Consider the following 13,978-nt stretch of genomic DNA (forward strand, 5'->3'; position numbering starts at 1 on the left):
CCCCGTATGCACGGGGCTAAACCGGCTGCAATGGCAAAGCAAAACGGCATAACAAGGTGTTCCCCGTATGCACGGGGCTAAACCGTGTTGATTTCTCTACAGCACTCCCAGCTAAAAGTGTTCCCCGTATGCACGGGGCTAAACCGAAAAAGAACATCATATGAATATGGCACTGGAAGTGTTCCCCGTATGCACGGGGCTAAACCGGGTGATTGATTTGCCAAACGGTAATTTAACCAGTGTTCCCCGTATGCACGGGGCTAAACCGCCCTGGCAGGGCGAACCACCTACCAACAAATCGTGTTCCCCGTATGCACGGGGCTAAACCGTAATTATTTTTTTCTGAATACTCAGATATGGCGTGTTCCCCGTATGCACGGGGCTAAACCGGGTGCAATTATGACAGCACACATCGACGAAGAGGTGTTCCCCGTATGCACGGGGCTAAACCGCGCAGAGGCTAAAGCTGTAATACTCAAGGCGAGTGTTCCCCGTATGCACGGGGCTAAACCGATGGCGCTATGGCTGTACTTTACGTACACGGAGTGTTCCCCGTATGCACGGGGCTAAACCGTGGTGTCACTACAATACCTCAATTTAGAGTTGGTGTTCCCCGTATGCACGGGGCTAAACCGAAATGGAAGCTGAATTTAAATCTACCAGATGAGTGTTCCCCGTATGCACGGGGCTAAACCGACAATTCGAAAAATCACGGTTGATATTGGTGGGTGTTCCCCGTATGCACGGGGCTAAACCGACGAAAATGTTATTTCAAAGACCGTAAATACAGTGTTCCCCGTATGCACGGGGCTAAACCGCCCAGCAATGGGCTTTTATCTTTTCTTTGCGTGTGTTCCCCGTATGCACGGGGCTAAACCGATGGTTGCAGATTCTGAAACCCTGATTTAAAGGTGTTCCCCGTATGCACGGGGCTAAACCGAGTAGGCACCGCACCATTTGAACCAAAACCAAGTGTTCCCCGTATGCACGGGGCTAAACCGTTGGTGCTATGATTTCGAAAATGAAAGCACAGGTGTTCCCCGTATGCACGGGGCTAAACCGCAACCTAATCAGGTGCAGTTTTATCAAAGCGCCGTGTTCCCCGTATGCACGGGGCTAAACCGATAAAGCTCATTTTATTGGAACTAACGGGAAAGTGTTCCCCGTATGCACGGGGCTAAACCGCTAAATAAAGAAAATCAGATTTTAAACGATGAGTGTTCCCCGTATGCACGGGGCTAAACCGCGTGCAGTCTGATGTATTGCTTTATCTCAGGCGTGTTCCCCGTATGCACGGGGCTAAACCGTGTTCCAGCACTTCAACTGTCCTCATTCTACAGTGTTCCCCGTATGCACGGGGCTAAACCGTTATGGTGACGTGCTGATTAATAGCGGAAAAGGTGTTCCCCGTATGCACGGGGCTAAACCGCAATTAAACGAAAGTGTGCAAGTGTTGAGTAAGTGTTCCCCGTATGCACGGGGCTAAACCGTGTGGCTATGGGTGCATTTGCAGCTGTGAAACGTGTTCCCCGTATGCACGGGGCTAAACCGCATGGCGCGTTGCTGTCTCACTTCAATGACAAGTGTTCCCCGTATGCACGGGGCTAAACCGGCTTATCGAGAGAATGGAGCAGGCAGGAATTGGTGTTCCCCGTATGCACGGGGCTAAACCGCATAGGAATTGAATGCCAGTGTGGCGCTTTGAGTGTTCCCCGTATGCACGGGGCTAAACCGCTGGTAACAGTGCCGACCACTTCACCAATAAAAGTGTTCCCCGTATGCACGGGGCTAAACCGCCGTAAATAATTTGTTCGGCGGGGATCCTTTGGTGTTCCCCGTATGCACGGGGCTAAACCGGAAGACATGTTTATCTTAGGTGACTTCGTAAAGTGTTCCCCGTATGCACGGGGCTAAACCGTCCTGTTGAAGCACAGACTGGTTTTGTGGTGAGTGTTCCCCGTATGCACGGGGCTAAACCGTATACTCACCTTCAGGGACGCAACTCACATTTGTGTTCCCCGTATGCACGGGGCTAAACCGTATGAATGAGTTTTTAATGGGAGTGGACTGGGGTGTTCCCCGTATGCACGGGGCTAAACCGGAGTTAGTGCCATTAGTGCATTAGCAGAGGCTGTGTTCCCCGTATGCACGGGGCTAAACCGCCATGTAATTAAATCACTCAACTGCTATCCTCCGTGTTCCCCGTATGCACGGGGCTAAACCGCAGGTCAAAACTTGTCAAACTGACAGTGCCATGTGTTCCCCGTATGCACGGGGCTAAACCGCAAACAAAAATCATAATAGAGAGACTATAAAAGTGTTCCCCGTATGCACGGGGCTAAACCGCTAGTTCGCAAATACCAGTGACGCAAACAAAGCGATAAACGCCTTCCATATCAGCGGGGGGATTGTGTGATGTTCACAAGGGGTTTTCCAGATTCGTTAGCGAGTGTTGAAGCTACCTTTACCAAACGTGCTGTTCTTCGTGGATCTCCTAACTCACTTTTTGCAAATTGTTGCTCTGCCCACTTGGTATGTTGGTCAATCATTATCTTCTCCAGTGTATGGTTTGAAGGTCTGATCACACTAAGGAAGTTTAGTTCAAAAAAATCCCCGCTAATTTCTTAGCGAGGATTTGTGTATAAGAGACAGGGAAAGAGCAGCGTTCTTGCTAGTTGGCAAACATATACAAAAATAATGCAATTGATGGCATTTCGATAACTTGTCTTTGATCAATGACAGCCTTAATGAGTTTTGATACATTTATTTCACTTTTAATTTACTGATAGTTGTTTATGCAGGCTAAGGAAGAGCAATATTTTAGATATATTGAGGCCGTGTTATTTTGGCAAGGGGAAATCCAAACGGGCACGTTTCAAGATAAATTTAAACTATCAAGACCCAGTGCAAGACGCTATCTAACTGACTTTATAGCGCGTTATCAAGTTGACGCAAATTACAACGAATCTGAAAAAGCCTATGTACTGGCAACCCCCTTTACACCAATTTATATTTCCCAAGACTTTACCGAGTACGCCAATTTAATTGGTGAGCAGTATGTACACAATTTAAGTACCTCGACCATTGCAACTCTGCCTTTACCGCATAGAAAATTAAACCCCACCATTTTACGACCAATTTTAAACGCTTGCCGCAGGCAAAGTGTGCTCGATATCTGTTATCAGTCGATAAAAGAAGGGGGAGAAACAGAGCGTATTATTCGCCCTCATACACTTGTAAACTCAGGCCTTCGTTATCACTTAAGAGCATATTGCGAAGAGGCAAAAGGGTTTAGAGACTTTTCATTATCTCGCATCCTATCGGCGTCCCCTGAATTTAAATGTAAGGCGCAAAAATACAAACAAGATGATGAAGCATGGCAACAGGAGGTAACTTTAACCATCATGCCTGATCCGCGCTTAAGCGAATATGCCCAGCAAGTCATTGCCCATGACTTTGATATGAATGGCAATAAAAAGCTGCTTAAAACTAACGTGGCGCTGCTTAATTATTTGATAGGCATTTTACAGCATCCAAGCCCAGAAGCCCAGCAAATTGTAATGGACCCTAAATGTTATCGCGAGTTGAAAGCCAATAAGTTGCTTTGGAATAGATCGTAACGACCAACCTAGTAAATTTTTTACTGGTTGAATCAGCAGAATTGCAGAGTAAATACTTCAGGTATAACCTAATCACGTCAAAACCAAGGAATGTGCAGTGTGAGTGATTTAAAGAGTGAAATTTTTCAGTTTTGGGGTAAAGCAGATGAACATAATACCTTGCCTGCCGTATGTCATATGCTGGATGTTGCCTTTGTTGCTAGGGCAATTATCAATCAGCTTGCTGAGCAAGAACGTTCAACCCTAATTGGCCCTTTTTTATCTATTGAAGGCGTCGATGAAAAAGCTGCAATTTCAATCGTCGTACTGCTTATCGCATTGCATGATATTGGTAAAATCACGCCGGGTTTTCAATATAAGCTACCTGTCGAGCGAATCGATAAGTTGTTTAATATAAATCATTTTAGTAACTGTGAAGGTGCAGAAACAAAACATGGAACTGCTGGTTTTGTAATTCTACACGACTATCTATGTGACAAATATGCTGTAAATAAAAACGCCGCAAGAGTGATGATTTCTGCTGTGGCCAGTCATCATGGTGTATTTGTAGCCAATAAAGGCCAAAGTGGCCCATGTGGTAATCATTACTGGAATCAAGTGCAGGTGACTGCAATTGAATGGCTTGCAAGTTATTTATCTGTAGACCTTCATTTATTAACTGACTTGCATAGCAAGGCTTTGACGCCAACTTGGTTTTCGTATACCGCGGGTTTATGTTCAGTTGCGGATTGGGTTGGATCAGACAAATCTCATTTTTGTTACTGTGAGGCGCAGGAATATGTCTTTGAACAAAGGCAGCGTAAAGCAAATGCGCTTGCTGATAAATTAAACATTAAGCATATCCTCGCTTCAAATAATCCATTTAAGTTTGCGGATGTGTTTACTTTTAAACCGAATGCATTGCAGCAAAAGGTACTTAACATTATTGAGAGTAAGGCGCTACCTTGGATAACTATCATTGAAAGTGGCATGGGTAGTGGTAAAACCGAGGCTGCACAGATACTTGCTGATCACTTCATTCGCCAAGCTGGGCATTCTGGCCTTTATGTCGCTATGCCATCACAGGCAACGGCGAATCAGCTCTATAAGCGCATGCTAAAATTTCTTCAACATGAGGCGTTGGGGTATCAAAATGTTGAAACGCATCTAAAGCACAGTAATGCTGACTTTGAGCCAAACTATGAAGCATTAAGGTTGAGCAGTATTGACTCCTCAAATGAGAAAAATAGCGCACTTTCTGTTAGAGCAAACCAATGGTTTACGTCAAAAAAGCATGGCTTATTGGCGGGTGTTTGTGTCGGCACTATTGATCAGCTTCTGATGGCCGCAATGTTGTATAAACATAATTTTGTCAGGCTATTTGGCCTTGCAAACAAGGTTTTAATACTGGATGAAGTCCACTCATTACAAAGCTTTCAACTAGATCTGCTAAAAAACACTTTGCATTGGATGGCTAAGTTAAAAGTCAGGGTCATCATACTGTCGGCTACTTTACCTCGGACTATGTTAGTTGAGTTAGTTAAAGCATATGGGCAAATAGTAACAAAAGAGGTTGAAGTTGAAAATAAGCCATACCCAAGAGTCACAACATATAGTTCGGGGGCTTTAGCACAATCCCACACAATTACTGATGATAAAGACCTCTATGAAAAAGAAAGTGTGAGCCGCCCACCGAATAAGTATGAGATCAAATTGCATGCTACGTCGCCATCTCAATGTGTGAGCACAATGGCAGGTGATGTTTTAACGACAGCAAAGAAAGCAGGCACAGGTGTATTTGTCTGTATTTTAAATACTGTTTCTAAAGTTCAAGAGCTGTCGAAATTAATTGCACGTCACTGCAGTGAAGTTCCTCATTGCGGCATCGAGCTGTTAACTTTTCATGCAAAATACCCGCTGGCTACGCGTTTATCGATAGAAAAAATGATTGAATATTTAGTTGGTAAACATCCAGAGGAACACAGCTCAATTAACCCAAATCGACCGGTGAAAGATAAATGCTTAATCCTGATAGGAAGCCAAGTGTTAGAGCAAAGTTTGGATTATGATGCGTGCGAAATGTTCACCCAAATAGCCCCAATTGATTTGCTGCTACAGCGAGTTGGTCGAGTTTGGCGTCATCAGGTTAATAACCCTGTACGGTCGGAGTTCACTCAAGTACCTAGATTAAATGTTTACTTGCCTTCAATGGATAAAATTCCGAACGACTATGGAGACTGGTTTGGTCATGGTGAGGTACTTATTTACCCATCTCACATACTAGCCGTCACAACGCGTTTGTTATGGGAAAATACCAATGTTGAAGGGAGTGCATTTGAGATTGATATTAATCGAGATATGGATAATTGGATCAACCGTGTTTACGCAGATGTTGAGCAGCAAGTAACGTGGCTTGAGCAGGAGTATGATAAAGCGTTTGAATTCAGATTAGATAAACGCACGCAGTTTACGCTCGCTAAGAATATGATGTTTGATGCGGATAAAAAGAGCGTTAGGGACTTATTAAAGTATAACAATAGTGAAATTGACCACGATGAAGTTGCACTCAGTACGCGGTTAACCAGCATCAGCGTGCAATTGATTTTTCTTGTTGTTGAAGATGGTAGCGTGATTCCAGTAACCGAGTTTTCGACTTATAAGCAAGGTGTGCAGGGAGCAGAGTTTCCATTATCAAAATGCAAACAAGAACTAGAATATGAGATTGACTGGCAAGGTAAACAATGTTTGCAAAAAAGTGATATTGCTCGCTTAAAACAGTCCATGATCTCTATATCCCACAGTAAATGGGTTGCCCATTTTAAAGAGCTAGAAGCGCAATGGCTGTATTCATTTGTAGCTAAAAGCGTATGGCAGCGCTCACCCACTTTATTTAATTGCATCCCCGTGATCTTGGATACGAGCCTAGTCTACCAAGTTGAAGGGTTAGGTGAGCTTAAATTAGATTCGAAGCTGGGGCTTATTGTGGGTAAAGGAGGTAACATTGAATAGAGTAATATTGCCGGTAGTGTTAATACTACCGGCTAGCCCCGTGAATACGGGGAACGCATTGTTTAGATCTAATAGCACGGTTTAGCCCTGTATAAACAAGGAACTTTAGTTCATAGATAAGCAACAGTAGATTATATCTAAAGAAAGTGGAGGGTACATCGAAATGGAGAGGAAGTAAAATATACAAATAGAAACCCATACAACCCTGTATTAGAGATTTTTATCTTCTTAAAATAGATTTAATTAAATTTAAATCTAATAGTACTTCAAAAGAATTTGCGCTTATTTTTTGGGCATGATAGGTTTTGTCATGTCGATTGAAAAGTATGAGTACTTATTAGCATGGATTGGAAAAGTTTTATTGAAGCGCTTAAGACACTTGATAAGCGTACATATTATTTGTTGGTTTTGATTGCTTGCACTTGTCTTACTTGGAAAATAGTAGATCTAGTCTCTTTATTTCAGACTTGAAGTGAGAAATGTATAAAGCTCTCGATACGCATTTGATTTATTTAAAGGAATTTAAAGAGAATGAGTTATAACCTTTTGACAGAAAGCTGGATACCAGCTTTGGATAAACATGGGCACACCCGTGATTATTCAATTATATCTATACTTGAAGCTGCACCAAGGTTGCAGCGGATAGTCCATGAAAAACCACTGGTTGTGGCCTCAGTACAACGCTTGTTGCTCGCCATTTTATATCGCAGCTATGGGTATCTCGATATGGACGAGTGGGATGAGATTTTCGAAGCCGCTGAGTTTGGCAGTCAAGTCACCAATTACCTGTCATCGCCATGTTGTGAAGCGCGATTTGATTTGTTTTCAGAGCGTTATCCTTTTTTCCAAACTGCGAATTTCACGAAAGACAAAGGGGTGACAACGTCAGTTAAAAAGCTCTCTCTTGATTTGGCCAGTGGCAACAATAAAAGTCTCTTCAGCCACATTGCTGATGCTCACGATTTTTCATTATCACCTAAAGAGGCTGCGCTTCAGCTACTTGTTTGTCAGTACTTTAGCCTAGGTGGCGGTGTGAGTGGCAGCTCTGTGCAATTTGGTAAACACCCTAATCTAACCAATGCGCCATTGGTTGGCGGGGCAGTTGTATTGGTTGAGGGCGAAAACCTTTTCCAAACCTTGATGCTCAATTTACAGATGCCGAAAAATGAACAGTGGCTAGAGCATACAGTCGACTTGCCTATTTGGGAGCAAACTGAGCCTGAAGAGCCTCAAGCTCGCCCAATGAAAGGGCTGACTGATTATCTAACTTGGCGAGCGCGGCATGTACGTCTAATTCCTGAAAGTGATGGGCGGGTAGCTAGGATGTTTTTTGCTCAGGGGTTGCCCAATCCAAAAGAAATGGAGCAAGAGCCCTACTTTGCTTACCGCTTGAATAAAGACGATAAAAAACTACCAATAAGATTAAGTTTTGAGCGAGCGTGTTGGCGAGACACTGCAAACTTACTGCAATATGCACGTTCTAAGAAAACAGGCATAGACCCTGAAGATTTAAGACCAGCAGGCATTCAATTATTGGCTGCGGAAGATAACGAGTTAATTGATGCACTTAAACTGAACTGTTTATTGGTTGGTTTAGATAATAATAAAGCGAACCCGCTGTGCTGGTTTGAGGAGCGGTTACCGTTATCACTTAACTTGATTGAAAAAGATCGCGCGTCACACAATCAATTTAGTACTCATTTACTTAAAGGGTTAGAAACTGCTGAAGCAATTCATGCTCAGCTGTTAAGTGCCGTACGTACTTTTGCTTCACATTTACTCCCTGAAGGCGCGAGAGTAAAGGATGTGACGACTAAGTTGGAATCAATTAAACCCAGTCGCTTTTATTGGCCTAAGTTAAATGAATCATTTGAACAGTTTATTTGGGCACTTAGCGCTAATAGCGAAGATGCTAAATCTCATTGGAGAAAGGTTTGTCAAAGTATAGCGTTGGCAGCATTTGAAGGTGCAACACAAAGCTGGTGTTATGGTGGCGTTAAGGCACAAAAAGGTCTGAGCCTCGCCAAACAGCAATTGGAAGAAGTATTATATGGCAGATCTTGGCAGCGACATGTCTATTGGAGTCAAGATACACAAGAAATTATAAAAAAGTTATACCAATGGGGAAACCCTGATTCTCCTAGGAGAGATATTTTAGCAGCACTGCGTAAATCTCTTGACCTTCAAAAAAGCTCACTGCTTGCCAGTATGCCGTATTTAGGCCCCTTACTTTCTGAACAAGGGGAGCGTGCAGAGATGCAAGCTTATGTAGCGGGGTTATTTGCAAGCCATTATAAAATCTATGAAGAATCGAGCCACAAGAGCCTAGGTACATTGTGGCGTTATGCAGATGAAAGCAAACGCCCAGGTATGAGCTTTCGCTTTGAATGCCTCCTAGAGTCCGAAGGTGATCAGTTAAAACAAATACTGCGGCAAATGGTGCAAATTCTCAAAAGCAAAGACATTGCGATTGATTACCGTACCTTGATGGAAGACCTTTACCACTGGGACTGCGATGACAAGCGCATTCAACTAAAATGGGCCAAAGATTACTGGGCTAAACCAATTCAATCGGATGAGCTTGAAAGCTCATCCGATACAACACATTAAAAAAGGAGTTTCTTATGTCATTTATCGAATTTCACTTATTACAAAACTTTGCGCCAAGCAACTTAAATCGTGACGACACGAATACGCCAAAATCGTGTGTATTCGGTGGCTCACAGCGTGCTCGTATCTCTAGCCAATGCCAAAAACGCGCAATTCGCACTCATGGAGCATTTAATGATGCGGTTGTCACGCATCAAGGAGACCGCGCAGTACGTACACGCAAATTAGCCATTGATATTCGGGACCATTTTGTGGCTTTAGGTAAGTCTGAAGCGCAAAGCGAAGTGGCTGCAAAAAGGCTGTTAGAGCAAGTTAAACTAAGCTTAAGTAAAGATAAAAAGCACCCATTTAAAACTGAGTATTTATTGTTTTTAGGATTAAATGAAATAGCGGCGTTGAAGGCAATTGCTGAACAGCACTTTGATGAGCTACAACAAGAAAAATTAGACAAATCCATCACCAAAGCAGTGAATGATGTTTTTGTTAAAGACGGTAAATCTTTCGCAGCAGATATTGCTCTATTTGGTCGTATGGTCGCGGATAACAATAACATCAACGTTGATGCTGCTTGTCAGGTTGCGCATGCAATTTCAACTAATATCGTAACGCCCGCCATGGACTTTTTCACCGCGGTGGACGATGAGTTACAAGCGGGAGAGCAAGGCTCAGGAATGATGGGCGGTGTGTACTTCAACAGTGCGTGTTATTACCGATATGCGCAAATTAATATTGATAAATTGGCTGCAAATCTAGGACATGACAACGAGCAAGTGTTTGGCGCCGTTCAAGGGTTTTTCCGTGCATTGGTACAAGCGGTTCCATCTGGTAAACAAAATAGCTTTGCAGCACAAAACCCCCCGAGTTATGTCAAGGTGAATGTACGAAAAGAAGGCGCGCCTTGGTCTTTAAGTAATGCATTTACGCAAGCAGTGGTGATAGATAAGCCTGATGAAGCAGGGTTGGAGCAAAAATCGGCACAAAAATTAGAAATGTTCGCTAAAAAGTTATCGTCTATGTATGGTGAAAGCGGCTTTATTTTTGAAGGGCGCAGCACTTATATTGATAACCTAGAGGAGTATCAAGATAAAGACAGCGGCACAATTACTCAACTTGAAGCGCATATGCTCGATGCACTGCAAGGTGCTTTGGAGTGTAAATGAGCACATTACTGATCCGGCTCGCGGGTCCAATGCAATCATGGGGGCTAAAAAGTGCTTTTGAGCTGCGCAATACTCAGCTTGATCCTACTAAAAGTGGGGTGGTCGGTCTTCTGTGTGCATCGCTTGGTCGTGAGCGTAATGAGTCATTAGAAGACCTAACATCGCTACGTATGGGCGTTCGGATAGATAAGCCAGGTGACTTGGCATTTGACTATCAAACTGCACTTAATGTGGCTAAAGCGGATGGTGGAAAACCAGATACCCAGTTGTCGCACCGGGCTTATTTAGCTGATGCCGCTTTCTGGGTTGGCTTTGAAGGTGATAAACCATTGCTTGAACATATATACGCAGCATTACTGAATCCAGTATGGCCGCAGTTTTTGGGGCGAAAATCGTATTTGCCGGGGATACCTTTGGTTGACCCACATAATGCGCTTGTCGATATACCTTTAGAGACAGCTATACAACGGGCCCCGAGGATGATAGCCGAGCATGAAAAGCCAGCTAATATACCTATAAAATTTATTTTTGACAGTGAACACAAAGCTGGGACTGAACAGCGGCATGATGTGCCGTTGAGTTTTGAACTAAACCATCGGGCTTTCACATTTAGATGTGTGAAAAGCAGTTGGGGGCTAGTGGATACAGAGGAAGTGCTTTATGTCTGAAGAAGTTTGGTATGAAACGCGCTTGTATTTTGACCCTGAGCAGCAAGGCGAAGATTTAGGGTATTTACATCCTGATGATTTGTATCAACAGCATCAGTGGGTTTGGCGCTGTTTTGAGCAAAGCGACCTTACTCAAGCTGACTTTATGTTTCGTGTTGATATGACACTGCCAGTACCTACCGTGTTTGTTCGCTCAAAGCGGCAGTTAAAAGCAGCGATCCAAGGTTGGAAAGCCGTTTTTAGTAAAGGTATTGAGCAGCAAATAGGCCAAGGTTTAGTGCAGTTTTCATTACGTGCTAATCCTACCGTGGATATCACGCTTAAAGGGGATAAAACTCGTCGTCATGATGTGTTGATGCATGCTAAAAAGCAAGCTCAAAAATCCAACGTTGATGTGAGTGAGGCTGTGGATACTGCGGCAAAAGCTTGGTTGGAAAAAAAGCTAAAACAAGGCGGCCTAGAGCTGTTAAGTCAATGCATTGAGTTTAGCAATTATAAGCAGCACAAAATTGTTAAGAATAATAATCCAAAAGCAATTCATTTAAGTACTTTGGATTATTTTGGTGTAGCAAAAGTTACGGATGCACAAAAGCTAGAGCAAGCTCTACTTTCAGGCGTCGGCCGATCTAAAGCGTTTGGCTGTGGACTTTTATTGATAAAACCATTGTCATAATTATATAGGCGAGTTTGCTCGCCTTTTCTTATTGGAGTGCAAGGAATGGCATTTCTCCCCTTAAAACCAATACCTATCAAAGACCGAAATTCCATGATTTTCATTGGTATGGGTCGCATTGATGTGCGTGACGGTGCTTTTGCTGTGATTGATGAAGTAAACGGTGAACGTATGTTGGTTCCCGTTGGTTCTGTAGTGTGTATCATGTTGGAGCCGGGTACACGAGTAAGTCATGCTGCCGTAAAGTTGGCTGCAACCACAGGCACTTTACTTATCTGGGTTGGTGAAGCAGGCGTGCGTTTATACTCAGCAGGTCAACCCGGCGGTGCGCGTTCAGATAAACTCCTTTATCAAGCAAAGTTAGCACTGGATGAAAATCTACGGCTGAAAGTCGTACGTAAAATGTTTGAATTACGATTTGGAGAGCCTGCACCTGAGCGGTGCAGTGTTGACCAGCTTCGGGGCATAGAAGGTAGCAGAGTTCGCAAAACATACGAGTTACTCGCCAAGCAGCATCAAGTTAATTGGCAAGGTCGCCGTTATGATCCAAAAGATTGGGCTAAAGGAGACCTTATTAACCAGTGCATTAGTGCCGCAACATCTTGTTTGTATGGGGTGACCGAAGCGGCGATCCTAGCTGCTGGATACGCACCGGCTATTGGCTTTTTACATACCGGAAAACCTTTGTCTTTTGTATATGATATCGCGGATATCATAAAATTTGACACAGTGGTACCCGTGGCATTTAAGGTCGCTAAAAAACGTCCGCACTCACCAGATCGCCAAGTAAGACTTGCATGCAGAGAGGCTTTTCGCAAAGACAAAGTACTGCAACGCTTAATTCCTTTAATTGAAGAAGTATTAGCAGCAGGAGAGATTAATCCCCCAGAACCATATGAAGATGCGCAACCTCCAGCAATTCCTGAACCCGAATCAATTGGCGATGATGGTCACCGCAGTGGTGGTCCATTATGAGTATGTGTGTTGTTGTAACGGAGGCGGTACCGCCAAGGCTGAGAGGTAGGCTCGCTGTATGGCTGCTGGAAATCAGAGCGGGTGTATATGTGGGGGATATTAGTCGCCGCATTAGAGAAATGGTGTGGTTTCAAGTTAGTGAGTTAGCTGAAAACGGTAATGTAGTAATGGCATGGGCAACCAATACTGAATCGGGCTTTGATTTTCTTATGGTAAAAATGCTCGAATGCCAGTTGATTTTGATGGGCTGAGGTTGGTGAAATATACACCGCAAGAAAGCTCTTCTATTGATAATGAATAATTGTTTTGCTCTTTAAAAATATGGCTATTTAAACCTCGTATTGTACCCAAAATTTTTGGTGGATTTTTATGCGTTAAATTTACTTATATAAATCAATGGTATAAATTTAGAGTGTTCCCCGTATGCACGGGGCTAAACCGGCAGCGGGGGCGAAAGCAGTACGCAAAACTGGGTGTTCCCCGTATGCACGGGGCTAAACCGATTGGCAACTGTCTATTCGAGTCAGCTCGATAGTGTTCCCCGTATGCACGGGGCTAAACCGGCGCATATTAGGAGCTAACTAATTAATTGATAGTGTTCCCCGTATGCACGGGGCTAAACCGCAGTGCAGTCATCAGCAGATGGAGACCAAGAGGTGTTCCCCGTATGCACGGGGCTAAACCGTTCGACGGCTTCCTCTTTGGTCAGATTCCAGTGTGTTCCCCGTATGCACGGGGCTAAACCGGAGGCAAACAATAATTTCGTAATGTAGCCAAAGTGTTCCCCGTATGCACGGGGCTAAACCGCTAGGTATAGATACTTCGGATGGTGATGATGTGTGTTCCCCGTATGCACGGGGCTAAACCGCGCTTGGTATTACTCCTGAGCGCGTGGAGAAGGTGTTCCCCGTATGCACGGGGCTAAACCGCACAGGCAATCTAGTGCATTACATCAATAGTCGTGTTCCCCGTATGCACGGGGCTAAACCGAGTGGCCAACGGCAAAAGAACCTTATTTTTATGTGTTCCCCGTATGCACGGGGCTAAACCGTTAGATGACAACCCGCACTACGTAGCTGCACTGTGTTCCCCGTATGCACGGGGCTAAACCGTTTTTAAGCTGTCCAATTCATTAGGGCACAAGGTGTTCCCCGTATGCACGGGGCTAAACCGCATGTTTTTTAAAATCAGACATCTTTACAACTGTGTTCCCCGTATGCACGGGGCTAAACCGTTTAAAGGCAAGCTGAGAAAAGGCAGAAAGCTGTGTTCCCCGTATGCACG

At 43.9% G+C, this 13,978-nt stretch carries 8 protein-coding genes, 1 pseudogene and 2 CRISPR repeat arrays (1 of these 11 cut by a window edge); of the genes and pseudogenes, 8 read left to right on the forward strand and 1 reads right to left on the reverse strand.

Annotation, left to right across the window (positions count from 1 at the left end; translation table 11 throughout):
- Positions 1-2,346: a CRISPR direct-repeat array (repeat unit 29 nt; unit sequence GTGTTCCCCGTATGCACGGGGCTAAACCG); it begins 982 nt to the left of the window's first position.
- Between the two features lie 25 nt (positions 2,347-2,371).
- Positions 2,372-2,549: pseudogene (locus N482_RS24445) on the reverse strand (transposase DNA-binding-containing protein); the annotation flags it as partial.
- A 246-nt stretch (positions 2,550-2,795) separates the two neighbouring features.
- Between N482_RS24445 and N482_RS16440 the strand changes: the two are divergent.
- From N482_RS16440 to cas2e, 8 genes are all read left to right on the forward strand, one after another.
- The gene (locus N482_RS16440) at positions 2,796-3,620 is read left to right on the forward strand and encodes a helix-turn-helix transcriptional regulator (protein ID WP_063378053.1); all 825 of its coding nucleotides are present in this window, start codon (positions 2,796-2,798) and stop codon (positions 3,618-3,620) included.
- A gap of 99 nt (positions 3,621-3,719) precedes the next feature.
- Positions 3,720-6,608, forward strand: coding sequence for a CRISPR-associated helicase/endonuclease Cas3 (locus N482_RS16445; protein WP_063378054.1), 2,889 nt, complete (start codon positions 3,720-3,722; stop codon positions 6,606-6,608).
- A 531-nt stretch (positions 6,609-7,139) separates the two neighbouring features.
- Positions 7,140-9,218 carry a type I-E CRISPR-associated protein Cse1/CasA gene (gene casA, locus N482_RS16450; RefSeq protein ID WP_063378055.1) on the forward strand — a complete coding sequence of 693 codons (2,079 nt, stop codon included), beginning with the start codon at positions 7,140-7,142 and terminating at the stop codon, positions 9,216-9,218.
- A 14-nt stretch (positions 9,219-9,232) separates the two neighbouring features.
- Positions 9,233-10,378, forward strand: coding sequence for a type I-E CRISPR-associated protein Cas7/Cse4/CasC (gene cas7e, locus N482_RS16455; RefSeq protein WP_063378056.1), 1,146 nt, complete (start codon positions 9,233-9,235; stop codon positions 10,376-10,378).
- Positions 10,375-11,046 carry a type I-E CRISPR-associated protein Cas5/CasD gene (gene cas5e / locus N482_RS16460; RefSeq protein ID WP_063378057.1) on the forward strand — a complete coding sequence of 224 codons (672 nt, stop codon included), beginning with the start codon at positions 10,375-10,377 and terminating at the stop codon, positions 11,044-11,046. Before cas7e ends, cas5e begins: the two co-directional genes overlap by 4 nt.
- The gene (gene cas6e / locus N482_RS16465) at positions 11,039-11,719 is read left to right on the forward strand and encodes a type I-E CRISPR-associated protein Cas6/Cse3/CasE (RefSeq protein ID WP_063378058.1); all 681 of its coding nucleotides are present in this window, start codon (positions 11,039-11,041) and stop codon (positions 11,717-11,719) included. The genes cas5e and cas6e overlap by 8 nt, the downstream gene beginning before the upstream one ends.
- 45 nt (positions 11,720-11,764) lie before the next feature.
- Entirely contained in the window at positions 11,765-12,694 is a 930-nt protein-coding gene (gene cas1e, locus N482_RS16470) for a type I-E CRISPR-associated endonuclease Cas1e (protein WP_063378059.1), read from the forward strand.
- Positions 12,691-12,945, forward strand: a complete 255-nt coding sequence (gene cas2e / locus N482_RS16475; RefSeq protein WP_269202117.1) for a type I-E CRISPR-associated endoribonuclease Cas2e — start codon at positions 12,691-12,693, stop codon at positions 12,943-12,945. Before cas1e ends, cas2e begins: the two co-directional genes overlap by 4 nt.
- Before the next feature lie 161 nt (positions 12,946-13,106).
- Positions 13,107-13,928: direct repeats of the CRISPR family, unit length 29 nt; unit sequence GTGTTCCCCGTATGCACGGGGCTAAACCG.
- Positions 13,929-13,978: the final 50 nt, after the last annotated feature.

The sequence above is a fragment of the Pseudoalteromonas luteoviolacea NCIMB 1942 genome, from assembly GCF_001625595.1.
Taxonomy (GTDB): Bacteria; Pseudomonadota; Gammaproteobacteria; order Enterobacterales; family Alteromonadaceae; genus Pseudoalteromonas; species Pseudoalteromonas luteoviolacea_A.

What these genes read in the sequence shown, in the direction of transcription:
- N482_RS16440 (WP_063378053.1), top strand. Translation starts at nt 2,796, where the DNA reads ATGCAGGCTAAGGAAGAGCAATATTTTAGATATATTGAGGCCGTGTTA.
- casA (WP_063378055.1), top strand. Translation starts at nt 7,140, where the DNA reads ATGAGTTATAACCTTTTGACAGAAAGCTGGATACCAGCTTTGGATAAA.
- cas7e (WP_063378056.1), top strand. Translation starts at nt 9,233, where the DNA reads ATGTCATTTATCGAATTTCACTTATTACAAAACTTTGCGCCAAGCAAC.
- cas5e (WP_063378057.1), top strand. Translation starts at nt 10,375, where the DNA reads ATGAGCACATTACTGATCCGGCTCGCGGGTCCAATGCAATCATGGGGG.
- cas6e (WP_063378058.1), top strand. Translation starts at nt 11,039, where the DNA reads ATGTCTGAAGAAGTTTGGTATGAAACGCGCTTGTATTTTGACCCTGAG.
- cas1e (WP_063378059.1), top strand. Translation starts at nt 11,765, where the DNA reads ATGGCATTTCTCCCCTTAAAACCAATACCTATCAAAGACCGAAATTCC.
- cas2e (WP_269202117.1), top strand. Translation starts at nt 12,691, where the DNA reads ATGAGTATGTGTGTTGTTGTAACGGAGGCGGTACCGCCAAGGCTGAGA.